Source organism: Paenarthrobacter sp. RAF54_2, from assembly GCF_052113945.1.
GTDB lineage: Bacteria > Actinomycetota > Actinomycetes > Actinomycetales > Micrococcaceae > Arthrobacter.
The window spans coordinates 13,118-35,197 of the sequence record NZ_JBFRDV010000014.1 but is presented as its reverse complement, the minus strand read 5'-3'; the positions used below and the strand labels follow the sequence as shown (position 1 = coordinate 35,197).

22 protein-coding genes are annotated in these 22,080 nt (G+C 64.3%); 15 read left to right on the top strand and 7 right to left on the bottom strand.

Going from position 1 to position 22,080, the window contains the following annotated elements:
* The first annotated feature begins 95 nt into the window (after positions 1-95).
* Genes AB4Y87_RS15245 through AB4Y87_RS15215 form a run of 7 tightly spaced genes read left to right on the top strand, consistent with a single transcriptional unit; the run spans position 96 to position 7,070 of the window.
* Positions 96-719 (top strand): D-glycero-alpha-D-manno-heptose-1,7-bisphosphate 7-phosphatase, encoded by a 624-nt coding sequence (locus AB4Y87_RS15245; RefSeq protein ID WP_442005173.1) that lies wholly within the window; start codon positions 96-98, stop codon positions 717-719.
* The gene (locus tag AB4Y87_RS15240) at positions 716-1,804 is read left to right on the top strand and encodes a glycosyltransferase family 9 protein (protein WP_442005172.1); all 1,089 of its coding nucleotides are present in this window, start codon (positions 716-718) and stop codon (positions 1,802-1,804) included. The genes AB4Y87_RS15245 and AB4Y87_RS15240 overlap by 4 nt, the downstream gene beginning before the upstream one ends.
* A complete protein-coding gene (locus AB4Y87_RS15235) occupies positions 1,801-2,922 on the top strand; it encodes a glycosyltransferase (RefSeq protein ID WP_442005171.1) in 1,122 nt (373 codons plus the stop codon). Before AB4Y87_RS15240 ends, AB4Y87_RS15235 begins: the two co-directional genes overlap by 4 nt.
* Positions 2,919-4,187, top strand: coding sequence for a glycosyltransferase (locus AB4Y87_RS15230; RefSeq protein ID WP_442005170.1), 1,269 nt, complete (start codon positions 2,919-2,921; stop codon positions 4,185-4,187). Before AB4Y87_RS15235 ends, AB4Y87_RS15230 begins: the two co-directional genes overlap by 4 nt.
* A complete protein-coding gene (locus AB4Y87_RS15225; protein ID WP_442005169.1) occupies positions 4,184-4,900 on the top strand; it encodes a D-sedoheptulose-7-phosphate isomerase in 717 nt (238 codons plus the stop codon). The genes AB4Y87_RS15230 and AB4Y87_RS15225 overlap by 4 nt, the downstream gene beginning before the upstream one ends.
* Positions 4,897-6,333, top strand: a complete 1,437-nt coding sequence (locus tag AB4Y87_RS15220) for a PfkB family carbohydrate kinase (RefSeq protein ID WP_442005168.1) — start codon at positions 4,897-4,899, stop codon at positions 6,331-6,333. Before AB4Y87_RS15225 ends, AB4Y87_RS15220 begins: the two co-directional genes overlap by 4 nt.
* Positions 6,334-6,374: 41 nt before the next feature.
* Positions 6,375-7,070 (top strand): SDR family oxidoreductase, encoded by a 696-nt coding sequence (locus tag AB4Y87_RS15215; RefSeq protein WP_442005167.1) that lies wholly within the window; start codon positions 6,375-6,377, stop codon positions 7,068-7,070.
* Here the strand turns inward: AB4Y87_RS15215 and AB4Y87_RS15210 are convergent.
* Positions 7,036-8,211: a glycosyltransferase family 9 protein gene (locus AB4Y87_RS15210; protein WP_442005166.1), complete on the bottom strand. Its 1,176-nt coding sequence runs from the start codon at positions 8,209-8,211 to the stop codon at positions 7,036-7,038. The two genes, AB4Y87_RS15215 and AB4Y87_RS15210, sit on opposite strands and share 35 nt — an antisense overlap.
* Positions 8,212-8,325: 114 nt before the next feature.
* Here AB4Y87_RS15210 and rfaE2 point away from each other — a divergent pair, with 114 nt between their 5' ends.
* Together rfaE2 and AB4Y87_RS15200 are read left to right on the top strand one after the other, a co-directional pair.
* A complete protein-coding gene (gene rfaE2, locus AB4Y87_RS15205; RefSeq protein WP_442005165.1) occupies positions 8,326-9,903 on the top strand; it encodes a D-glycero-beta-D-manno-heptose 1-phosphate adenylyltransferase in 1,578 nt (525 codons plus the stop codon).
* A gap of 32 nt (positions 9,904-9,935) precedes the next feature.
* Positions 9,936-10,970, top strand: coding sequence for an NAD-dependent epimerase/dehydratase family protein (locus AB4Y87_RS15200; protein ID WP_442005164.1), 1,035 nt, complete (start codon positions 9,936-9,938; stop codon positions 10,968-10,970).
* 18 nt (positions 10,971-10,988) lie between these two features.
* Here the strand turns inward: AB4Y87_RS15200 and AB4Y87_RS15195 are convergent, their stop codons facing one another.
* A complete protein-coding gene (locus tag AB4Y87_RS15195) occupies positions 10,989-12,071 on the bottom strand; it encodes an FUSC family protein (protein WP_442005163.1) in 1,083 nt (360 codons plus the stop codon).
* A gap of 161 nt (positions 12,072-12,232) precedes the next feature.
* Here AB4Y87_RS15195 and AB4Y87_RS15190 point away from each other — a divergent pair, with 161 nt between their 5' ends.
* The 3 genes from AB4Y87_RS15190 to AB4Y87_RS15180 are packed head-to-tail and all read left to right on the top strand — an operon-like array spanning position 12,233 to position 14,279.
* On the top strand, positions 12,233-13,279 hold the full coding sequence (locus tag AB4Y87_RS15190; protein WP_442005162.1) for a hypothetical protein: 1,047 nt from the start codon (positions 12,233-12,235) through the stop codon (positions 13,277-13,279).
* Complete coding sequence (locus tag AB4Y87_RS15185; protein ID WP_442005161.1) at positions 13,276-13,707, top strand: phage holin family protein; 432 nt, start codon at positions 13,276-13,278, stop codon at positions 13,705-13,707. The genes AB4Y87_RS15190 and AB4Y87_RS15185 overlap by 4 nt, the downstream gene beginning before the upstream one ends.
* On the top strand, positions 13,704-14,279 hold the full coding sequence (locus AB4Y87_RS15180; protein WP_442005160.1) for a DUF3618 domain-containing protein: 576 nt from the start codon (positions 13,704-13,706) through the stop codon (positions 14,277-14,279). Before AB4Y87_RS15185 ends, AB4Y87_RS15180 begins: the two co-directional genes overlap by 4 nt.
* 106 nt (positions 14,280-14,385) lie before the next feature.
* On the opposite strand, the gene AB4Y87_RS15175 is transcribed toward AB4Y87_RS15180, so the two are convergent.
* The 5 genes from AB4Y87_RS15175 to AB4Y87_RS15155 all read right to left on the bottom strand — a co-directional run bounded on the left by AB4Y87_RS15175 (position 14,386) and on the right by AB4Y87_RS15155 (position 18,094).
* On the bottom strand, positions 14,386-14,985 hold the full coding sequence (locus AB4Y87_RS15175) for a hypothetical protein (protein WP_442005159.1): 600 nt from the start codon (positions 14,983-14,985) through the stop codon (positions 14,386-14,388).
* Between the two features lie 51 nt (positions 14,986-15,036).
* Complete coding sequence (locus AB4Y87_RS15170) at positions 15,037-15,618, bottom strand: hypothetical protein (RefSeq protein ID WP_442005158.1); 582 nt, start codon at positions 15,616-15,618, stop codon at positions 15,037-15,039.
* 3 nt (positions 15,619-15,621) lie between these two features.
* Positions 15,622-16,410 carry a hypothetical protein gene (locus AB4Y87_RS15165; RefSeq protein WP_442005157.1) on the bottom strand — a complete coding sequence of 263 codons (789 nt, stop codon included), beginning with the start codon at positions 16,408-16,410 and terminating at the stop codon, positions 15,622-15,624.
* Positions 16,407-17,387, bottom strand: a complete 981-nt coding sequence (locus AB4Y87_RS15160) for a hypothetical protein (RefSeq protein ID WP_442005156.1) — start codon at positions 17,385-17,387, stop codon at positions 16,407-16,409. The genes AB4Y87_RS15165 and AB4Y87_RS15160 overlap by 4 nt, the downstream gene beginning before the upstream one ends.
* 218 nt (positions 17,388-17,605) lie before the next feature.
* Positions 17,606-18,094: an inorganic diphosphatase gene (locus AB4Y87_RS15155; RefSeq protein ID WP_144663396.1), complete on the bottom strand. Its 489-nt coding sequence runs from the start codon at positions 18,092-18,094 to the stop codon at positions 17,606-17,608.
* 144 nt (positions 18,095-18,238) lie between these two features.
* Between AB4Y87_RS15155 and dacB the strand changes: the two genes are divergently transcribed.
* The 3 genes from dacB (at position 18,239) to tilS (ending at position 22,076) form a co-directional block, all read left to right on the top strand.
* A complete protein-coding gene (dacB, locus tag AB4Y87_RS15150; protein WP_442005155.1) occupies positions 18,239-19,693 on the top strand; it encodes a D-alanyl-D-alanine carboxypeptidase/D-alanyl-D-alanine endopeptidase in 1,455 nt (484 codons plus the stop codon).
* Positions 19,694-19,770: 77 nt separating this feature from the next.
* Entirely contained in the window at positions 19,771-20,892 is a 1,122-nt protein-coding gene (locus AB4Y87_RS15145; RefSeq protein ID WP_442005283.1) for a zinc-dependent metalloprotease, read from the top strand.
* A gap of 125 nt (positions 20,893-21,017) precedes the next feature.
* Positions 21,018-22,076: a tRNA lysidine(34) synthetase TilS gene (tilS, locus tag AB4Y87_RS15140; RefSeq protein WP_442005282.1), complete on the top strand. Its 1,059-nt coding sequence runs from the start codon at positions 21,018-21,020 to the stop codon at positions 22,074-22,076.
* Positions 22,077-22,080: the final 4 nt, after the last annotated feature.

The following is a 22,080-nucleotide window of genomic DNA, read 5'->3' as shown; positions in this document are numbered from 1 at the left end:
TAGGAGTCTAACGGCCAAGGCCAGCGCCGGCGCCGCAGGGAAACTTCTCGCCGCCACGCTGTTTAGTGTCGGGAGAACTGGGGAACGTTGCGGGTATGGGAGGAACTGGAACGTTGAAAGCGGTCCTGTTTGACCGCGATGGAACGCTCGTCGTTGACGTGCCATATAACGGTGACCCGCAACTGGTGCGGCCCATGGAAAGTGCCCATTTGGCGCTGGCGCGCGTACGCCGGGCGGGACTGGCAACAGGCGTGCTGAGCAACCAGTCGGGCATTGCCCGTGGCTTGCTGACCTTTGATCAGGTCCTCGCCGTGAACCAGCGGGTGGATGAGCTCCTGGGCCCGTTCGATGTGTGGGAAATCTGTCCGCACGGGCAAGCTGATGGTTGTACCTGCCGTAAGCCTGCGCCGGGAATGATTCTCGCCGCCTGCAGCACACTGGGGCTGCACCCGTCCCAGGTTGCCTTTGTTGGGGACATCGGCGCCGACGTGGAAGCAGCGACGGCGGCCGGCTCGCAGGCAGTACTCGTGCCCACTCACGTGACCCGGGCCGACGAAATTGAGGCGGCAGGGGTGGTCGCGGAGAACCTGTTGACCGCCGTCGAGCTGTTGCTTGATGCCGCGACAACCGGGACAACCGGGACGACCGCGACAACCGCAACCACCGCGACAGGAGGGGCATCGCCGAAACCCGACGCCAGGCAGGACGCACCTGTATGAGCCGCGTCCTGGTAGCCCGACTGGACAGCATGGGCGATGTTCTCCTTGCTGGACCCGCCCTCCGTGCCGTGGCGAACGGAAGCAGGCCGGACGGCAGCCGACGCAACGACGTCGTCCTCCTCTGCGGGCCCGAAGGCGCCGGCGCTGCGGAGATGCTCCCCGGAGTCACCCAGGTCCACACCTGGCCGTGCCCATGGATCGTCAATCCGGGGCCAGCCGTGACGGCTGAGCTGACCAATGGCCTGATTGAGTTCGTGCGCAGCTCCAGGATTGAGGAAGCTGTGATCCTCACGTCCTTCCACCAGTCCCCGCTTCCGTTGGCACTGTTGCTGCGGCTGGCAGGCGTCAAGCGCATCACGGGCGCCTCCACTGACTACGCCGGCTCCCTGCTGGACGTCCGGTTGAAACCTGGCGAAGACTTCCCCGAGGACCAGCCCGAAGTGGTGCGTGCTCTGGGGATTGCGCAGGCAGCGGGCTTCCAGCTTCCCCGCGGCGACGACGGCAAGCTGCACATCAACCCGCTGGACGAACCCGAGGAGCTGGTGGACGAACTCACCCAAAAGGGCCCGTACATCGTGGTCCACCCCGGTGCAGCCGCTCCGGCGAGGGCGTGGCCCGCACTCCACCACGCAGCCACCGTGGAACTCCTTGAAGCGTATGGGCACCGCGTGGTGGTCACGGGAGGGCCTGGCGAAACGTCGCTGACGGCAACCGTTGCAGGACCCTCGGCACACAATCTCGGCGGCCGGACAGACTTGCGCACGCTGGCAAAGGTACTCGCGGGGGCCGCCGTCGTCGTCACCGGCAACACGGGGCCCGCCCATCTGGCCGCAGCGGTCGGCACGCCGGTGGTGTGCCTGTTTTCACCTGTGGTTCCTGCCATCCGCTGGGCGCCCTACGGCGTTCCGATGGAACTGCTTGGCGACCAGGAAGCAGCCTGCAGGAACACCAGGGCTCGCGTATGCCCGGTCCCGGGCCACCCGTGCCTGAGCTCAGTTACCCCTGAACAAGTCCTGGAGGCGGTGGAACGGCTGTTGGGGGGAGTCTCCTCCCTCAGCACCCGAAGAAAGGTGTGGAAACCATGAGGATTCTGGTCTGGCACATCCACGGAGGATGGATGGAGGCGTTCGTCAGGGGCCCGCACGAATACCTCCTTCCTGTCGAGCCCGACGGCGGGGCCTGGGGTTTGGGGCGAGGCGGCCGTGAGTGGCCGGTCGCCGCGCAGGAAATTGACCTCGATACCGTTGATCCGGACAGCGTGGACGTTGTGGTCCTGCAACGTCCGGAGGAGATCGCCGCCGTTGCTCGGAAGCTTGGTCGCAGGCCCGGGGTGGACCTGCCTGCCGTCTACCTTGAGCACAACACTCCCAAAGGCGACGTTCCATTCACGCTCCATCCCTTGGCAGATCAGCACACTATCCCCGTGGTCCATGTGACGCACTTCAACCAACTCTTCTGGGACACCGGATCCACGCCAACAGTTGTAATCGAGCACGGCATCCCCGATCCGGGCCGGCTTTATACCGGTGAACGCGAAGAGATGGGAGTGGTGGTCAACGAACCCGTCCGTCGCGGCCGAGTGACGGGTACGGACCTCCTCCCTGGCTTCGCTGGAGTGGGGCCGTTGAGGGTGTTCGGAATGGGGACGGAGGCCTTGCCGGAAGCGCTGAACCTGAAGGGGTTCGGCCTGAGTGAGGAGCGCCTGCGGATCTCAGGTGATGTACCCGCGCCACGGCTGCATCAGGAACTCGCCCGCTGCCGGCTCTACCTGCATCCCCTTCGCTGGACATCGCTCGGGTTGGCCTTGCTCGAAGCCATGCACCTGGGTATGCCTGTTCTGGCGCTGGCAACCACGGAGGCGACGCGCGCCATCCCTCCGGGAGCCGGCCTTGTTTCGAACAGCCTGGACGAACTGCAACGGTTCGCGCGGCGCCTGTTGGATGAGCCCGATGACGCCTACGCGATGGGGATGGTGGCCCGGGCTGCAGCCTTGGAAAGCTATGGGCTGGGGAAATTTCATCAGGCCTGGGATGAACTCCTGGCCGATCTCCCCACGGCCCGCCCCTCACCTACCCATACCCGTCTTCCCGAAAAGCAGATTCCCGAAAAGCAGGTCCCCAACAACCAGCCCCCCAACACGGAACGCCGCCCGCAACCCGGCCCGGAGTCCGTCAGCCATGACACAGAGAGGACGCACCCATGAAAATCTCCATGGTTTCCGAACACGCCAGTCCATTGGCCGCCCTGGGAGGCGTTGACGCCGGGGGGCAAAACGTCCACGTGGCGGCCCTTTCATCGAGCCTGGCCAGCCGTGGCCACCAAGTCACCGTGTACACGCGGCGGGATGATCCGGATCTGCCTGCAAAGGTGCAGGTTGCGCCGGGACTCACTGTGGTACACGTCGACGCCGGTCCGGCCCGCCACATCCCCAAGGACGAGCTGCTTCCGTTCATGGGTGAACTGTCTGATGGCATCTGCCGGGACTGGGCGGGCTTGGTCCCGGACGTAGTCCACGCGCATTTCTGGATGTCCGGACTGGCCGCGATCCAGGCTTCCAGGCGCGCTGGTGCAGCTGAGCCGATCGCAGTAGTTCAGACCTTCCACGCACTGGGTTCGGTCAAGCGCAGGCACCAAGGTTCAGCTGACACCAGCCCACCCGCGCGTGCCTGGCTTGAGCCGTGGGTAGGGCGCACCGCGGACTGGGTAATCGCCACCTGCCCTGACGAGGTTTTTGAGCTCAAAGCGCTGGGCATTGGCCGGTCAAGGATTTCCATTGCGCCCTGCGGCGTGGACCTTAACCTCTTCCCAGGCACAGGAGAACCAGAAAGCAGGTCCCGCACACACCGCATCCTGAGTGTTGGCCGCCTGGTTCCCAGGAAGGGCGTGGACCTGGTGATCCAAGCCCTGCCTCTCCTGGCCGACGCTGGCTTCGACGACGTCGAGCTCCTGATCGTCGGGGGCTCCGGCGATGCCCTGAACCTTGAAGAGGACCCGGAAGCCCAGCGACTACGCGCGCTGACCAAAGAACTTGGCGTGGAGGACAAAGTGACCATGCGGGGCCAGGTCCCGCGCGACGCGATGCCCGGAATCTTCCGCAGCGCCGACGCCGTGGTCTGCACGCCGTGGTACGAACCGTTCGGCATTGTTCCCCTTGAGGCCATGGCCTGCGGAGTGCCCGTTGTGGCCGCTGCTGTTGGCGGACTCCGGGAGACCGTCGTCGACCAGAAAACCGGACTGCACGTACCGCCGCGGGACCCCGAAGCAATTGCCGACGCCGTGGGGCGGCTCCTCGCGGACCCCACCTTGCGTGCCGAAATGGGTCGGGCCGGAAACCGCCGCGCCCGCTCACGCTACTCCTGGGACCGGATCGCCGCAGACACCGAGAAAGCGTACCGGTCCGTCTTGGCCGCGGGTCTGTCCCGGCAGGCTGGCGAAGGCCTGGAACCACTGGAAGGAACAGCACTGTGACTACAGAATCGACAGTTCCCAAGAGGATCACGCCCACCACGCAGCCCGTCCCGGACACCGTGCCCGTGGGGTGGAGCGGGTCTGCCTACACAGCCGCACGTGGACCACAGATCGCAGCAGAGGTTGCCGCGCATCTGGACAACGTACTTCCAGCGCTTGAGTCCCTGCGCTCGCAAGCCGCCCGCCTCTCCGAATGGGGAACAGAACTCGCCCACCGGCTCCTGTCCGGACAACGGCTGCTGGCCGCCGGCAATGGGGGATCGGCGGCTGAAGCCCAGCATCTCACCGCCGAACTCGTGGGCAGGTTCGATGCCGAACGCGCGCCCTTCTCGGCGATTTCCCTGCATGCCGAAACCTCTGCCCTCACGGCACTCTCCAACGACTACGGCTACGAGGAAGTCTTCGCCCGCCAGGTCAGGGCACACGGCCGTGCAGGGGACGTCCTCATCCTGCTCTCCACGAGCGGGCGCAGCCCGAACCTTCTCAACGCCGTCAGGGCAGCAAACGAACGCGGCATCACCACCTGGGCCCTGACGGGCGCTGGCCCCAACCCGCTGGCCGACGCCTGCGATCAAGCCATCACAGTGGAAGCCATCGCCGCCAACGCCCAGGAAGGCCACCTCATTGCCGTCCACGCGGTGTGCCGTGCCTTCGATGCGGAAGTCGCGAGGCGGACTGTGCCCGGCACGATCGGAGACGGAGCGCAACCATGAAAGTGACAGTGGTAGGTGACCTCCTCCTGGACGTTGACATCAACGGCACCGCCACGCGGCTCAGCCCCGACGCGCCTGTCCCCGTTGTGGACGTCGCCCATATCCGGCGTCGGGCCGGCGGCGCGGGTCTCGTGGCTACCCTCCTTGCACGCGACGGTCACGACGTCGCCCTGGTCACCGCGCTATCGGACGACGACGGCGCCAGCCACCTCAGGCGCGCCCTGACCGGCGTCGCCGTACTCACCGGAGCCCCGCTCGCCCCAACGCCCACCAAGACCCGCGTACGTATTGGCACCCACCCCATGGTCCGGTTCGATGAAGGATGTGCCCCAGCTCATTCACCGTCATGCACCGCGGAGATGCTCGCAGCCATTGCCTCCGCGGAAGCGGTTGTCGTGGCCGACTATGGCCGCGGAATCACGGCCAATGCTGACATTCGCACTGCGCTCGCCGACGCCGCACGCCACGTACCGGTGGTGTGGGATCCGCACCCTGCCGGTTCGGAGCCGGTGCCGGGTATCGCCGTCGTGACGCCCAACCTCGCAGAGGCCCGGGCCGCTGCCAAATCCGCCGGGCTGGATCCATCCACGACTGATGCGCAGGACGCGGGGAAACACTTGCTGGATCGCTGGCGCAGCGATGCTGTCCTGGTCACGACCGGCGAAAACGGTGCGGTTTTGGTGGAAGCTGCGGGGCCGGGCAAGGTCATCCCCGCTCCGAAGACAGTCGTGGACGATCCTTGTGGTGCCGGGGACCGCTTGGCCGGGAGCCTTGCCGTGTATTTGGGTCTGGGACTCGCGCTGCCTGCTGCTGCGGCCAGGGCTGTTGAGGATGCCTCTGCATTCCTCGCCAAGGGTGGGGCCTCCTCCCTGGCCATGGATACGAGCAACGCTGCAACCGGAGGCGACGGGCCAGCCAGCCAGCCTGTAAGCGCAAAGGCGAGTCCCGTCGTCGAGCTTTTTGGCCGCTTTCCGGGCCTGGAACCCGGAATCCAACTCGCGCGGACAGTCCGCGCGAAGGGCGGGACCGTCGTGGCGACCGGCGGCTGCTTCGACCTCTTGCATGCCGGTCATGCCAGGACTTTGGCCGCAGCCCGCAGCATGGGCGATTGCCTCATTGTTTGTTTGAATTCGGATGATTCTGTCCGGCGCCTCAAGGGCATGCACCGGCCGATCGTCAGCATGGAGGACCGGGCAGAGCTCTTGCTCGCGTTGTCCTGTGTTGATGCCGTGGTGGTCTTCGATGAGGACACCCCCGAGGCCTGCCTGGACCAACTCAGGCCCGATATCTGGGTCAAAGGCGGAGATTACGAACCCGATGAATTGCCGGAAGCCAGCCTCGTGGCTGCGTGGGGAGGGCGTTGCGTTACGGTGCCCTTCCATCCGGCCCGCTCCACCAGCGGCCTGGCTGAAGCACTGGCCAAAGTCAGCTGACCGTACCTGCCAACAAAGAATCGACCACCGAAAGGAACCGTATGAACACGCAAATTCCCGGCCGCGTCATCGTCACCGGAGGCGGCTCGGGCCTCGGCGCTGCGATCGTCGATGCCATCCGTGACGCCGGAGGAACTCCCTTCGTCTTCGACCGCAACATCAGCAACGTGTCCGGCGCGAAAGCCCTTGAAGTCGACGTCTCCAATCGTGAATCAGTGGAAGCGGCTGTAAAGGAGGCAGCCGAAAGCCTCGGCGGCCTGGACGGAGTCGTGACCGCTGCGGGCATCGACCGCTGTGGCAAGTTGGCGGACGTTCCAGCAGCCGAGTGGGAAAAGGTGATTGGAGTGAATCTCCTGGGCACCGTTTCCGTGGTCCGTGCGGCGTTGCCCTACTTGAAGGAATCCCGGGGCCGGGCCATCACCATCGCCTCAACCCTGGGCCTGCGGGCTCTGCCGGACGCGACGGCGTACTGCGCCTCCAAGTTCGGCGTCATAGGATTCAGCCGGGCATTGGCCGCTGAAACCGGGGGAGTCATTGGTGTCACCACCATCATTCCGGGGGGCATGAAGACGCACTTCTTTGATGACCGCGACGAACAATACAAGCCGCAGGACGACTCCAAGCTCAACGATCCTGCGAATGTGGCGCAAGCCGTGGTGTTCGCGTTGTCGCAGCCGTTCGGCAGCGAGGTCCGCGAGCTCCTTATTTGCCCCGCAGAAGAAGGCTCGTGGCCATAAGGTCATGCACGTCCTGAACAACGTCGGCCACGGCGATGCCCCTGATCAGGGTGTCGTCGTGGCCGCAGTGCTGTGCAGACCAGCCCACCTGGGTCACATCCGCCCCACACACCGGGCACTCGGTCACCCACGACATATGGATACGGTGCAGGCTCCGGCCTCGGGGCCCTGCGTTGAAGACGTTGCCTACCCAGAAGATTCCGACGGTTGGTGTTCCAAGGGCTTGCCCCAAATGCCGGGGACCGCTGTCGCTGGCAAGCATCACGGTGGCCGCGTCCAAGAGCGCCGCGAGTTCGCCGATCTCCAGTTCGCCGGCAACTGAGCGCACGGCCTCCTTGTTCGTCAGTTGCCTTGCCGCGAGTTCTGCCACTTCCTGGGCCAGCGCCTTTTCGGAGCGGTCACCCACCACCAACACCTGCGTACCTTCCTGCGCCATGGTCGCCGCGGCTTCAGCAAAGTACGACGCCGGCCATCGCCGCCGCGGATCGCTGGCACCTGGGTGGACCACCAGGAGGGGACCCCGTTGGGGATTAAGCAGACTTTGGACGCTTTGTTGGTATTCGGGCAGGGGCCGTAAGGGTGGAGAAATGATGGTTGGGACGCCCGCCAGGCCTGCTACCTCAAGCCATCGGTCAGGCTCGTTTTGGTAGTAGATGTAATCGAGATTCCGCTCCAGGGGTTGTGCGTCCTTGGTTCGGGTGCCCACGGTGTGCCGCGCCCCCAGACGGAGCAGGAAAGGGTTGGAGTACCGGCCGCCGCCATGCATTTGCAGCGCGAGGTCGAACTTGCGGGCGCGCATGGCGGAGAAGAATTCCTCTTGGGCAAGTCTGTCTTCGGTATCGTCGTTTTGATCGCCGTCATTTGGGCCGCCGTCTTTGCGGTCGCCGTCGCGGACGCCTTTGGCGAATGGGAGGATTTCGACGTCGTCAATGGGCCCATCTGTCCCGGCCGCCAACGCTGCGTGGATCGGCGTGCCCAAGAGCGTGATCGCGGCTTCAGGATAGGCCGCTTTCAGGGCATAGAGCGCAGGGTATGCGTAGATCACATCGCCCAGGCCGCCACCCCTGAGGACCGCGATCCGTTCCACGTCCGGGAACTTCTCCAGCACCGGGCCAACGCCTGAATTCGGTTGAACGACCATCTGGACTTCCCTTCGTCAAAGGTGGTGGAAAACTACCGAACCCGGCGTGTGAACCGCGGGCTGTGGGGTACCTGAGGGGAGCAGGAACATGCCGCCTCTACCGGAAGGTACCCAATGGCACGCCTATCCAATCAAGAAGGTTTGGCCGAGTGGCTGCCGCGTCGCTTGGCCGAGGAACGGCCCGTGGTTACGGTCGTCGGCGACGCCATCTTGGACGGTTGGTGGGATGGGCTGATTGAGCGCTTTTGCCGCGAAGCTCCCGCCCCGGTGGTCCAGGTCAAGCGCCGCGACTTCGCCCCCGGGGGAGCCGCCAATACTGCCATGAACCTGGCGGCCCTTGGCGCGGACGTCAGGTTTGTCTCCCTGGTGGGCCAGGATACTGCGGGTCAGGAGCTCCTTGGGAGACTCGCGGCTGCCGGCATCGACATATCAGGCGTGGTGCAGCATCCCGGCATGATCACCACCACCAAGTTCCGGATAAGCAGCGCCGGCCAGGTGATGCTTCGCCTGGATGACGCCGCCACTGACGTTCCCCCGGAGGGCCTCCAGGAGTTGGCGGCCACCATCCCGGGAGCACTGGCGGGTTCCAACGCCGTGGTGCTCTGTGACTATGAGGCCGGTGCCTTGGTGGGGCCGGTGCGTGCAGCTTTAATGGATGCACTCGGACCCGCACGTAGTCCTCAGACTGGTTCTCACCCTGGCTCCAGCCACAAGCAGGGCACCCTCCTGGTGGTCGATGCCCATCATCCTGCCCGGTGGGCCGACCTCAAACCGGATCTTGCCACCCCGAACGCCCAGGAAGCTGCCGGGCTGCTCGGAACAGAGCTTCCCGGTGGCGCTGCACGTTGCCCCTTCGTGGAGKCCCACGCGGACCAGCTCCTTCGCGCCTCAGGTGCGGGCGCCGTCGTCGTGACTTTGGACCGTGACGGGACACTGACGCTGCGTTCCAGCGATCCGGACGCAAGCGGTGACGAAAAGAACGGATCCCTCGCCAACCACCGGACCTGGGCCAGGCCGGAAGCCGAGAAGCAGGCTTCCGGCGCCGGCGATACGTTCGTAGCTGCGCTGACCTTGGCGCGCGCGGCCGGGCTGCCCCTGACTACGAGTGTTGACCTCGCCCAAGCCGCGGCTGATGTGGTGGTCCACCGGCCCGGCACGTCCATCTGCACCACCGAGGAACTTGCCCGACACCTCGGCGGGTTCGCCGATACTGCGTTGACTGCCGACGAACTGGCCAGGCAAATAGAGGCCCATCGCAGGGAGGGCCGGAGGATCGTGCTGACCAATGGATGCTTCGACGTCCTGCATCGCGGCCACACCCGCTACCTGAACCAGGCCAAGCAACTGGGCGATGTCCTGGTGGTGGCACTTAACAGCGATTCCTCGGTGCGGCAGCTCAAGGGGCAGGACCGGCCCGTGAATCCCGAGGCGGACCGTGCCGCCGTGATCGCCGCGCTCAGTTGCGTGGACCACGTCACGGTGTTCGATACCCCAACACCCATCCCGCTCATCGAGATGCTGCAGCCCGATGTGTACGCCAAAGGTGGCGACTACACGCCGGAAATGCTGGCCGAGACCGCGGCTGTGGAGCGCTATGGCGGCACGGTGACGATTTTGGATTATGTCCCGGAACACTCCACGACGGCGGTACTGGAGCGCATTCGCTCCACAGGCGAGAACCCGCATGCCTGAATGGCCTTGCAGGAACGCGAAGGGAGAGTTTCATGCGCATAGTCATCACGGGAGCCACCGGTAACGCAGGTACGGCGTTGCTGAAGCGGTTGCAGGCTGCGCGCTCGGAAGAGGGCGCGGCCCTTGACCTCGTGGGGATAGCCCGGCGCGAACCCGACAAGAGCGCAGCCCCTTACAACGCGGTGGAATGGCACAAGCTGGATGTTGGCGACTATAGGGACCGGGAAGCACTGGAGAAAGCTTTCGCAGGTGCCGACGCCGTGGTGCATTTGGCCTGGCAGATCCAGCCAAATCACGATCGCGAACTTCTGCGCCGGACCAACGTGGCAGGAACAGCCCACGTATTGGGCGCGGCCAGGAAGGCCGGCCTGAAGCACGTCGTCTGTGCTTCATCGGTTGGTGCCTATTCGCCCGCCCCCAAGGATCAACGGACCAAGGAAGGGTGGCCGGCCGGCGGTATCAGGAGATCCCATTACAGCGTGGACAAGGCAGCGCAAGAGCGGCTTTTGGATGGTTTTGCCAAAGAAAATCCGGATATCGTGGTGGCTAGCCTACGCCCGGCACTGATCTTCAGCGCCGAGGCAGGCAGCGAAGTGGGTCGCTACTTCCTGGGGAGCGTTCTCCCGCGGCTCATTCCCCGTAAGCCCTGGCTGCCCATTCTCCCCATTCCCAACGAGCTGATTTTTCAGGCCGTTCACGCCGACGACGTCGCCGATGCGTACTGGCGCGTGCTGGAACGTCGCGCAGAAGGAGCGTTCAACATCGCCGCAGAGCCCGTGCTGGACCCCAACGCCCTCGCCTGGATCCTCAACGCCCGGCGGCAGTTGCCGTTACCGCTCCCGGTGCTGCGCGCCGTCGTCGAGGTCAGTTGGCGCTTGCGGTTGCAGGTAACCGACGGCGGCTGGGTGGACATGGCGGCCGGGGCACCCATTATGGACACAAGCCGCGCCCACCGCCTCCTGGGTTGGATGCCGCATCGCTCATCGCTGGAGGCGCTGACCGAAGTGCTGGATGGCCTCACTGCCGGCAAGGGGCGCAAAGCCTCGCCACCGTTGACGCCACGCTAGTTTTTGGTGTGTATGGACCTAATCCGCAGGGGATACCACCGTGATGATGCGGCGCAAACTCATGGCCACTGACGCCGCAGCGTTCACTGATGCCTGGCCAGCTGCAGCTTCCGTGACCGCATCCCCGAGCTCCGAGATGCTGTCCTTCGCCTCCGCTAAATGGCTTTTCAATTCCTCGTCATCCCCGCCCCGCCACTGATCAATCACCCGGGAAACGGCCTCCAGCGCCTCGGACAGGTTGGCCAGGACGCTGTCCGGGATGACTGTCCCCGCATCCTCTTCCCAGATCACGCTGGCCAGGACGTCCGTGATGTCCTGGACATGGAAGGTCAGCCGTTCCACTATCCGCAATCCAGCCAGATCGCTTGGTAGGCGGCCAGCACGACGCCGGCTCCTGGGGTTCGCTTTTGCGCTCAGTTCCGCTTCATGAACGGCAGTCCGCACGGCTGCGGCGGTAGCTGACAATTCGCCGCTACGGCTTGCCCAAGCTTCGTGGTTGGGCGGCCAGGATTCCTCCATTGCGCGCGCCATGTCCTTCAATTGTTGGGACAGAGCGCGTTGGTGCCCGGACAGGGCGGGGTCGATTCCTTCAAGGTGCAACGGCGGAAACACCAGCCAGTTCACAGCGAAGCCAACGGCAACGCCCATGGCCATCTGCAGGACGTAGGCAAAGGAGAAGCCCTCCGCGTTGGAATCCCCAAGGACAAGGACGAACAAGGCGGCCATGGGAACCCATTCGGAGGCGGTGCCCAGCCGGGGGAGACCGCCGATGATGACGCCCAATCCCACCACCACGGCAACTGCCAACGCCGTCGGCGCTGCCACCGTGGTCACCGCAAAAGCCATGCCGATACCCAGAACCAGGCCCATGAGGCTCTGCAAGCCGTGCCTCGCGGAGTCCGCCACCGTGGGATGCATGCTGACGAGCGCGCCGAGTGGTGCGTAGTAAGGGTAAGACGCGGCAGGGCCCGGCATGAAGGGCGCGAGATACCAGGCCAATCCCGCTGCCGCGGCAGTTTTGGCTGCAAACAGGAGTCGGTGACGGGTGACAGTTTTTCGAAGCGCGGGAATCAGCCGTCGCCTGGAGGGCTTGTGGCTCATTGGTCCAACGTAGACGGGTCTTGCTGCGCGTGTCGAGCTGGGATTTCGATCAATATGTGGCGATTGAATCCCCGGCAAGCGGGTACACACCCATTGATAGTAACGATACTTACTATCCCGGCTGCTGTCCGCAGCCTGCCAACTGTGGAAAGAGAGCGACAATGACTGAGAGCCAATCGCCGCAGGACGGAAGCTTCGCGGCGCCACGGACTGGGGTCCCCGCCGGGACCGAGCCTTACTCGGGAAGTTACCTGGACTCACCGGTCGAAACCGATACCACCGGCATGGAAACAGATGCCGGCGCGGGAACCACCGGTTACGGAAGTACCACTGGAGGATTCGGAACCACGTCCGGCACAGGAACCGTCGAATCGGCCAAGCAGGAAGCCGCCGAAGTCGCCGGCACAGCGCGCGATGCTGCTGGCGGTGTGGTTGAAACAGCCAAGGCCGAAGCCGGAAACGTGGCCCAAGAGGTCAAGATGAACGCCCGGCAATTGCTGACGCAAACCAAGGGCGAGCTGACCGACCAGGCCGCCACCCAACAACAGAGGATTGCGGAGGGTTTGCGGTCCATTTCCGACGAACTACACACCATGGCCAATTCGACCCAGGACGGCGGAGTCGCCACGGACCTGGTGCAGCAAGCGGCCCAGCGCTCCTCCTCGGTTGCCCACTGGTTGGAGAACCGGGATCCCGGTTCACTCCTGGACGAGGTAAAGAGCTTTGCCCGGCGTAAGCCCGGCACGTTCTTGCTGTTGGCTGCCGGTGCTGGCGTCCTCGCCGGACGTTTGGGCCGGGGAATGGCGGACAATTCGCCCATGACGGGAACGGCCACCTCGGATACCACCCCGCGTGCCCAGTACTACCCAACCCAGGGTGGCGCTGTGTCGCCTCCGGCCGTTGATCTGCCCGGGCGCCAGACGACCACCGCTGGATACGGAACGACGGGTGCTGGAACTGGTGCTGGATACGGAACCGGTGCCGGAACAGACGCCGGATACGGCGCGGGTGCCGGAACTGACGCCGGATACGGCGCGGGTGCTGGAACTGATACCGGATATGGCGCGGGCACCACGGGTGGCCTTGAAGGATCAACCATGCCGTACCCGGAAACCGATGCCGGTGGAGTTAAGGCGCAAGGAGATCCACTTGTGGGTCCCGACGATCCCAGCGATCCCGATGATCCCGTATATGGAGGTCCCCGATGAGTAGTCCTGCCGACCTTCCTCCCACTGAAGCCCATATGAAAGCCGAATCCGTACCCCTCGGCGAACTGCTGAGTGACCTGACGCGCGACGTCTCCACGTTGATGCGACAGGAAGTTGAGCTGGCCAAGGTAGAGCTCAAGGAATCGGCCACCAAGGCCGGAAAGGGCGCCGGGATGATGGCCGGAGCCGCTTGGGCCGGGCATTTGACCGTGCTGTTCCTTTCCCTGGCGCTTTGGTGGGCCTTGGGTCAGCTCATCGGCCTGGGATGGTCCGCAGTTGTTGTGGCGGTCATTTGGGGCATAGTCGCAGCAGTGCTGGCCTCGATGGGTCGCAAGGAGTTGAACACTATCAAGGGCATGCCGCGCACCACCGAGACAGTCAAGGAAATACCTCCAACCTTCAAACCGAATACTGAGGAGACACGATGACGCAGAACCCCGACGCCCTGCGCGCCGACATCGAACAAACTCGCAGGCGGCTCAGTACCAACGTTGACGCCGTTGCTGACAAGGTCACGCCCTCGCACATCGTCAACCGCAGGGTAGACAGGATCAAGACGGCAGTGTTTGGCGCCCGCGACGATGTTCAGGACAGGGCGGGCCATGTTGCCCACCAGGCCCAGGACACTGTTTCCGGTGTGGTCTCGGACATTGGTGATGCACCACAGGTGATCACACGAAAAGCCCAAGGCAGCCCCATTGCTGCCGGCTTGATCGCCTTCGGTGCCGGTCTGCTGGTTTCGGCCCTCATCCCGCCGTCGGACAAGGAGCGCGAGGCTGCGCAGGCAGTGAAGGAAGCAGCCCAGCCCCTGACCGAGGAACTGGGCCACGCAGCCCAGGAGATGGCCGAGCATCTCAAGGAGCCGGCACAGGACGCAGTCCAGAACGTCAAAGACAGCGCCACTGAAGCAGCTGCCAACGTGAAGGACGAAGGCCAGGCCGCTGCTGCAGATGTTCAGGACCGCGCCGCCATGGCCAAGGAGAACCTCGGCAACCAGTAATCGCGTTACTCACCCAACTGAGTCGCAGTTAAGGCCGTTTTGAGCTGTCAGAGCGGGCTTAACTGCGACTCAGTTGGGTTCGTGGCTGCGGGTCCGCGGGGGCTCGTTAACGCACTTCGAGGATCATTTGCAGCAGGCGGGCTGCGGCGGGTCGGGCAGCATGTTCTTCCACCCACTGCGCGCGGGCAAGTGCTTTGCTGACGGCCTGCGTCGTGATGCCGAGTTCCTGGGCAACAGCCTTTTGTTGGCCGCGGACTCCAGGAGTGAGAAGGTCCAGGACCCGCCACTCGGCCGCGCTTCGGTGCTGCACGATGTGTCCGAGGAGCCGTAGCACTGCTTCGGCTTCTGCTGCCAAAGCCGTGAAGGGACCATCCACGGCAACGGGGACCCGTTCCTTCCCGTTGCGGAGGCGGTCGACAGCCCGCCGGGCATAGACAAGGCCGTGCCCGGAAGCGTCTTTGACAAGGTTGGGAAGGGGCTCGTTGATGGGCCCAACGCCGATTCCCACGTACCACTGACCGGTGCGGAGGGCGATCAGTGCTGTGTCAACAGCTTGGTGGCCGGACTCGACGATGCCCTGCACCTCATCCTCAACCGAACGGTCGAAGTCGAGCCGTGCCGGAATATGCCGCAGGTCCTTGAGGAGCTCGGGCACGAGGTCGCCATCCCGGCGGCTGTCGCGTTGGTTGATGGTCAGAGTGAACATAGTGGATCACATGCTACCGGCTGGTAGCCGCTCTGCAAGGGCTTATTTTTCTTATTTCTTTAGCTGCTGCGCGGCGACCACTTTGGGGTCCGGGACCGGCTGCCGGCCCTGTGCCACGCCGGATCGTCGGTCAAGAGCGGCGAACTTGGGATCCCACGTATCGTCCGAGCTCCCGCTGAACGCCGCAAGAATCAGCATCACCACGAAGAATGGGAAGAAGGACCAGCAGATGGCACGCCAACCGCCCAACCAGGCACCCGCCGTCGTGCCGTCCTTGATCCGTACCGAGCGCATGCCCGCGGCAGCATCTCCCACACTGCCCGCTGTACCCCAGATCATGCCGTAAACGAACAAGCCAACGAACCAGAGAACAATGTAGAGCGTCAGCCAGAAGCCGTCATTGAAGGCCAGGAGCGAGCCACTGTTCATCATGGCATTGCGTGCAACGGCCACGATCGTGGCCAGGACGCCGTACCCGGCAAGAAACACGATTGCGTCAAGAACGCGGCCCCAGAAGTGGGCTCCTCCGGACGCTTTTACGAAGTAGGCTCCAGTCTCGGGATGGCGGCGTACAGGGCGGCCGTTGACGGCATCAACCAAGCCAGTAGCGGTTTGGGACTTCGAATTGCTCATGGGTCAGGCCAGCCCAGCCAACCCGCCGAGGACGCGGGCAAGGGTGGATGCGGACGTCTCCTTCAACTCAAGGGAGACAGATTCGCCTTCTACGCTGGGAGTTACGCGGGGAGTAAGGACGTGCACGCTGGTGGGACCGGTGTACACGGTGACAGTCGGAAACTCGTTCGTGTCAGTGTTGAAGACCACCACGTTGCTGGCCGCCTGGGTATCGGCAAGGGCCGTTGCAGCATATTCTTCGAACGCAGCCTCCGTATAAACAGTGGGATCGGTGTCGCGGTGGGCGGCCGTGTTCGGGTCAACAAATTCAGTAAGGCGCGGAGCCAACTGATCACGGGTGACAACAGTGAAGCCGTGCAGCCCGCCTTCGTCCACTTCCTCCAGCAGCACGCCGTCGTCGTGGATGTAGCCGTAGAGCCAGCGCTTGCCGGTGGAAACGGTCCGTTCAACGGAGACCACGCTGCTGCCACTGCGGCGCAGCGTCAGGGCACCGGTGATTTCCTCAATTGCATGCAGGCGGGTGGGCTCGGTCTCGCCTTCAAAGACCACGGGGTAGACGAGTTCCTTGGCGAGCAGTCCGCGCAAGGCCACCGCGCACATCAGCTCCTTGCTGGCATCCTGTGCCGTGAGCCACGGAAGGGCCACGATTTGCTCGTGCTGGACGCCGTCCAAGGCAACAACCTCTTCATCGGTCAAGGTCGTCAGGGCCTTGCCTGTGGCGCTGGCCGACGCCAGAACCTTCGCTGCAGCCTGTACATCCCGCTCGGTCCAATTCATGGTGCTCGTGGTCATCCGAATATCCCTCCGACAAAGTTTCCGACTGACTTGGCGGCATTACCGACCCCGTCTGCCACCTTACTGCCTACATCCTTGGCGAAATTGCCTACTTCCCGGGCGCCGTCGGCGATGTAACTGCCGGGGTTCCGGGCGAAGTTGCTGATGGAATCCCAGTTGTCCGCCACCAGGTTGCCCAAGGCCCAGGCGCCGGCGACGATGCCCGCACCGATCACGATCGGGGCGCCAATGGGCCCCAGCAAGGCTGCACCACCAGCGGTCATCAGCATGATGCTGCCCACCCCGCCTACTACGGACAGGCCGCCGGCTACCCGGTCTCCAGTACCGCGCCAGCCGTCGTGCTCGGGACTGATCATGTCGCTGATGCCGCCAACGATGTTTAGCGGCGCTGCCAAGGCTCCGGCGATTCGGAGGCCCTTGGAGAACTTGGTGGCGTCCTGGAAAGCCTGGCTGTAAGGAATGTTCGCTTTGAGGTCGGTGATGACGTCAGTGACCTGCTCGCCGCTGCGCAGGGCGCTCAGGGCATCCCGCAGGACTGTACCGCCAGCCCGCCAATTGGTGAGTACCTCGCGGGTCTTGACCCATTCGGCATGGCCGAGCTTGCCGTATTTGTAAGCAGTCCAGAGCTGCGCGCCGAGTTCCTTGACACCCGTTGCCGTGTCGTAGACATCTGCAAGGACGCCCACAGATGTACCCGAGCCGTCATTGTGGCTGGCAAATTCCTGCTGGTTGGCGTTCTTCTTGAGTTGGCTCGCGTTGTCCCTCAGCATGTTGGCGGCCTTCACCAGGCTCTGCCTGTGCTGGCTGTTCCAATCGCTCTTGAAGACTGTGGCGTCGCGCCCCTGCCAGGCGGTTGCGGAGTTGATGGCGTTGGACAGCTGCGCGCTCTGCAGATTGATGGCATCGGCAGCCTTGCCCATGACACCGGCCAGACTGCGAAGCTGCGCAATGTCCGCGCCGTAGAACCCAGCCATGTGGAACCCCCTGTTACATGCGTCGTAAAGTCTCGTCCCAGCCTAGGGGGACTCCGAAGCTGCCGCGATGGGGAGAGATACCCATGTGGACAACGCGGGGTCAGTTATGGCCCATGTGGGGGTCCACAAAGGGCCAGAAGTGACCCCGCGTTGCTTAAAGCACGACGGCGGGTGGTGCTGTTCACAGGGAACAGCGCCACCCGCCGTCGTAAGTGTTGCTAGTGGCCTTCGGCCGAGAAGCGCTTGATGGAAGCTTCCAGCTCGGCTTCGGCAGCGGCGCGATCGCCCCAACCCTCAGCCTTAACCCACTTGCCGGGCTCCAGGTCCTTGTAACGGGTAAAGAAGTGCTCGATTTCCTTGATGAGGAATTCGCTGACGTCGCTGACTTCCTGGATGTGGTCGAAGCGTGCATCCACCGGAACGCAGAGGACCTTGGCGTCTCCGCCGCCGTCGTCGGTCATGTTGAAAACGCCGATGGGGCGGGACTCAACAATGACGCCCGGGTGGAGGTCGAAGTCCTGCAGGAGCACCAGTGCGTCCAGCGGGTCGCCGTCTTCGCCCAGGGTGTTCTCGAAGAAACCGTAGTGCGTGGGGTACTGCATGGAGGTGAAGAGGACGCGGTCCAGGCGGACGCGGCCGGTTTCGTGGTCAACTTCGTACTTGACGCGCGATCCCTTGGGGATCTCGATGGTCACGTCGTGCTTCATGGCGTGCTCCTTGACGGGTGGGGGTGGGGCGCGGCATGCAAAAGTGCAGCCAGCGCCGCCGACTACTATTGAGGATATAGCGAGAGGCCCGGGTTTCTTGAACCGGCGGGGACATTTTCAGGACTGACAGGACCAAGCAACTGCATGAAGGGCGTTAAAAACGGGGGTGCCCGGAAGTGGGTGTCCACGGCGTGGGGGCGCTTGAAATGGCCGATGCTGTTGACGTTGGTTCTGCTGTGCCTGGGAGCGATCGTGGTGGTCGGCATGGTGCCAGGACTCCTCAGCGCACCCAAGTCCTCCCCTTCCGCGCCGCCATGGCAGCAGGAACCTGACCGCCTGTCCGAGGCCAACGGCGTGCTTCCCCTGGACGCAGATGCGCCCGTGCCAGTACCGGCTGAGCTCTCGCGACTTGTGAATGACGCCCTGAAACCTTCCGGTGCCGGTAGCATTACGGGCATTGTCATGGACGCCTCCACAGGCACGGTCCTGTTCGACCGCGATGCCAACGCCAACCGTATCCCGGCGTCGAACATGAAGCTGTTGACCGCCGTCGCCGCTTTGAAGGCGCTCCGTCCCGAATCCCGCTTTACCACCCGCGTGCTGTCCGGTTCTGATGCGTCAACCGTGGTGCTGACCGGGGGAGGGGACGTGCTGCTCGGCGGAGGTGCCACGGATCCAGCTGCCGTGATGGGCCGGGCCGGGCTTGCAACCCTGGCCGCCGATACCGCCGCTTCTCTGGCTGCGGCGGGGGTCAAGGGGCCGGTGACCGTGCAGGTGGATGATTCCCTGTTCAGCGGAGCGCCCCTCAATCCTGCGTGGAGCCTGGACGACGTCGCGGCTGGCGAGACCGCCCCCTTGTTTTCCCTTGCCCTGAATTCCGGGCGCTACTCACCCGCGGTTACCACTGGGCCCCGTCCGCAGGATTCGGCCGTCACCACCGCCCAGGCTTTCGCCGAACAGTTGGTGGCTGCCGGCGTCCAGGTGAGTCCCGGCGTCGAGCGTGGCAAGGGCGTCCCCGCCAAGGTGCTGGCCGCCGCCGAGTCCGCCACTGTGAGCGAGCAAGTGGACCTCATGTTGGAGACCTCGGATAACTTCCTGGCGGAGGCGCTCGGACGGATGACCGCCATTGCATCAGGTCAGGAGGCGACGTACGACGGCGCCACTTCAGCCGTGCGGCAGCGGCTGGGGGAGTTGGGAATCGCCACAGGTTCAATGCAGTTGGCGGACGTTTCGGGGCTGGCCTTGGAGAACCAGGTCACTGCCCGCCAGTTTGCCGAGGTAGTCCGTGCCATCACCAGCGGACGGGACTTGAGCCTGAGGACGGCCTTGGACGGATTCCCGGTGGCGGGCCTTACGGGCACCTTGGACGACAGGTATGTGGACCCGAGTACAGCCCAGGGCGCAGGCCTTGTCCGCGCCAAAACCGGCACGCTCAACACCGTCATTGCGCTGAGCGGGTACGTAGTGGACGCTGATGGACGCCTGCTGGTGTTCTCGTTCATCGGCAATGGCTTGGAACCGGGTGCGGCTGGAAACAAGGAGGCGATGGACCGCTCGGCGTCGGTGCTGGCCTCATGTGGGTGCCGCCAGCCCGGTTAGGGAACAGCAAACCCCGTCGCTCCGCGCGGAGCGAACTTAAGGGTCGGTTGTCAGAGTCATGTGGTGTGATGGACCGTATGGTGTCATCTGCCCGAGATTCGTCAGCAGGGGCCCCGTCCCTGATCAATTGGGACCTGGCCGCCTCCACGGCTGCCCGGCTTACCCCTCCCGGTCCCGCGCTGAGCGCCGGGGAGATCGGCAAGGCGGTGGATAACCTGCGCTTCAACGCCGATATCTCCGTCCCGCATGTCCATGACATCACCGGCCTTGAAGCGGCGCGGGACCTGCGGGATTCGCACGTCCTCGTCGTGGACCGAGCCTCCTGGTCCAAGGCCAACACCCAGAGCTTCTCCGTCATGCTCCAGCCTGTCCTGGAGAAAATGCTGGAGTCCCGCAGCAGCCTGTCCCTGTCACCTGCTGCCGCTGCCGCCAGTGGGGCCATCACGGGCAGCCAGCTCGGCGCCATCCTTGCTTTCCTGTCCAGTAAAGTCCTGGGCCAATACGATCCCTTCGCGGCCTTGGCCCCGGACGCCAACGTTCCTTCGGGCGGCCGGCTGCTCCTTGTTGCCCCCAACATCATCTCCGTGGAACGCGAACTCAATGTGCACCCGGACGACTTCAGGCTCTGGGTATGCCTCCACGAACAAACCCACCGCGTTCAGTTCGCCGCAGCGCCGTGGCTGCGGGACCACATGCTCGCCGAAATCGAAAAGCTCAGCGGTCATCTCCTGGGCAACATGGATTCCCTGGTTGAACGGGCAGCCGCCGTAGCCAAGTCCCTGAAGGACCGCGCTGCATCAGGGAACGTGCCAAGCCGGGGCGCCATTCTGGACCTGCTGCAGGATCCTGAGGAGAAGGCTTCCCTATCCCACATCACTGCCGTCATGAGCCTCCTCGAAGGTCACGCCAATGTGGTGATGGATGCGGTCGATTCCAGCATCGTCCCGTCCGTGAAGACGATTCGCCAGCGGTTCAATGATCGCGGCAAGGACCGCGGCATGATCGAGAAGTTCATCCGCAATCTCCTCGGTCTCGACGCCAAAATGCGCCAATACACAGACGGCGCAAAGTTCGTGCGCGAGGTTGTCGAGGTGGGTGGCATGGAAGGCTTTAACCGGGTATGGAACTCGGCGGAAAACCTCCCCACCGAGGAAGAGATCCACAATTCCAGGATGTGGCTCGAGCGGATGGGGCTTTGAGCGCACCCGTATTTGATGGCCCCTCAGATGGTGGTTCCAGCCGTGGTTCCGAGAATGGAGCGACAGGCAAGGGCCGACGCCGGCCCGGTCGTTTGGCGCCCGTCGTCGGCAAGGCACGCAAGCAGTTGCAGAACGCCTTGGCCGCTGCGGATTACCCGGAACGTGTTCTCGTAGCCTGCAGCGGAGGACCGGATTCGCTTGCGCTGGCCGCGGTGGCTGGATACTTCGCCCGGCGCGGCCACGTGGACGGGCATCCCATTTCCGTGGCAGGTGTGGTTGTTGACCACCAACTTCAGGCTGGCTCGGCAGAGGTAGCTTCGCGGACGGCAGCTGTCTTGCGGGAACTGGGCCTCTCACCTGTGGAAGTGCGTACGGTGGAGGTGGCGTCCACTGGATTCGGGCCCGAAGCTGCAGCCCGCGATGCCCGGCACGCAGCACTCGATGCCGCTGCGGCTGACCTTGGTTGCGATCGAATCCTGCTCGGGCACACCTTGGACGATCAAGCCGAACAGGTGCTCCTGGGCCTGGCCCGTGGCTCGGGTACGCGTTCTTTGGCCGGCATGAGGCCGGCCCGGGGACGCCTGCTAAGGCCCTTCCTGGGCCTAAGGCGGGAAGAGACCCTGGAAATCTGCGAGGTCGAGGAACTGCAGCCGTGGCATGATCCGAGCAACAGTGACTCGGCTTTCGCACGCTCGCGAACCCGCGTCGAGGTAATGCCCGTCCTCGAAGAAAAGCTGGGGCCAGGCGTTGCCGAATCTTTGGCACGGACAGCCGCAATCCTGCAGCAGGACGCCGATTTCCTGGAGGATCTCGCAAACGAGACGTATCTCTCGCTGGTGCAGCGAACAGACGACGGCGCGTGGTTGCCGGAGGACGCCGTCCGCGGACTTCGCGCAGCGCTGAGGTTCCGCGTCATCGCCAAGGCCGCTGCCGACGTCGGGGGCCAACAACCCGGCTACGGGCGGCTCCAAGCCGCGGAAGCGCTGCTTCGCCGCCAGGGTTCGGCCGGCCCTGTGGAACTTCCGGGCCACGTTAGTGTCTACCGCTTGTCCCTCAGCGATTTGGAGCAGGAACGGGCCGCCTCCGGCGGTCCCGGGTACGCTGCTTCGCCCACCGGCGGTCCCCGCGAGGCCGCACGCTGTGGGAAGCTAGTATTCCGGCATCAGAAATCGCCCCAACAGTAGCCGC

What these genes read in the sequence shown, in the direction of transcription:
- AB4Y87_RS15245 (WP_442005173.1), top strand. Translation starts at nt 96, where the DNA reads ATGGGAGGAACTGGAACGTTGAAAGCGGTCCTGTTTGACCGCGATGGA.
- AB4Y87_RS15240 (WP_442005172.1), top strand. Translation starts at nt 716, where the DNA reads ATGAGCCGCGTCCTGGTAGCCCGACTGGACAGCATGGGCGATGTTCTC.
- AB4Y87_RS15235 (WP_442005171.1), top strand. Translation starts at nt 1,801, where the DNA reads ATGAGGATTCTGGTCTGGCACATCCACGGAGGATGGATGGAGGCGTTC.
- AB4Y87_RS15230 (WP_442005170.1), top strand. Translation starts at nt 2,919, where the DNA reads ATGAAAATCTCCATGGTTTCCGAACACGCCAGTCCATTGGCCGCCCTG.
- AB4Y87_RS15220 (WP_442005168.1), top strand. Translation starts at nt 4,897, where the DNA reads ATGAAAGTGACAGTGGTAGGTGACCTCCTCCTGGACGTTGACATCAAC.
- AB4Y87_RS15215 (WP_442005167.1), top strand. Translation starts at nt 6,375, where the DNA reads ATGAACACGCAAATTCCCGGCCGCGTCATCGTCACCGGAGGCGGCTCG.
- AB4Y87_RS15210 (WP_442005166.1), bottom strand. Translation starts at nt 8,211, where the DNA reads ATGGTCGTTCAACCGAATTCAGGCGTTGGCCCGGTGCTGGAGAAGTTC.
- AB4Y87_RS15200 (WP_442005164.1), top strand. Translation starts at nt 9,936, where the DNA reads ATGCGCATAGTCATCACGGGAGCCACCGGTAACGCAGGTACGGCGTTG.
- AB4Y87_RS15195 (WP_442005163.1), bottom strand. Translation starts at nt 12,071, where the DNA reads ATGAGCCACAAGCCCTCCAGGCGACGGCTGATTCCCGCGCTTCGAAAA.
- AB4Y87_RS15190 (WP_442005162.1), top strand. Translation starts at nt 12,233, where the DNA reads ATGACTGAGAGCCAATCGCCGCAGGACGGAAGCTTCGCGGCGCCACGG.
- AB4Y87_RS15185 (WP_442005161.1), top strand. Translation starts at nt 13,276, where the DNA reads ATGAGTAGTCCTGCCGACCTTCCTCCCACTGAAGCCCATATGAAAGCC.
- AB4Y87_RS15180 (WP_442005160.1), top strand. Translation starts at nt 13,704, where the DNA reads ATGACGCAGAACCCCGACGCCCTGCGCGCCGACATCGAACAAACTCGC.
- AB4Y87_RS15175 (WP_442005159.1), bottom strand. Translation starts at nt 14,985, where the DNA reads ATGTTCACTCTGACCATCAACCAACGCGACAGCCGCCGGGATGGCGAC.
- AB4Y87_RS15170 (WP_442005158.1), bottom strand. Translation starts at nt 15,618, where the DNA reads ATGAGCAATTCGAAGTCCCAAACCGCTACTGGCTTGGTTGATGCCGTC.
- AB4Y87_RS15165 (WP_442005157.1), bottom strand. Translation starts at nt 16,410, where the DNA reads ATGACCACGAGCACCATGAATTGGACCGAGCGGGATGTACAGGCTGCA.
- AB4Y87_RS15160 (WP_442005156.1), bottom strand. Translation starts at nt 17,387, where the DNA reads ATGGCTGGGTTCTACGGCGCGGACATTGCGCAGCTTCGCAGTCTGGCC.
- AB4Y87_RS15155 (WP_144663396.1), bottom strand. Translation starts at nt 18,094, where the DNA reads ATGAAGCACGACGTGACCATCGAGATCCCCAAGGGATCGCGCGTCAAG.
- dacB (WP_442005155.1), top strand. Translation starts at nt 18,239, where the DNA reads ATGAAGGGCGTTAAAAACGGGGGTGCCCGGAAGTGGGTGTCCACGGCG.
- AB4Y87_RS15145 (WP_442005283.1), top strand. Translation starts at nt 19,771, where the DNA reads ATGGTGTCATCTGCCCGAGATTCGTCAGCAGGGGCCCCGTCCCTGATC.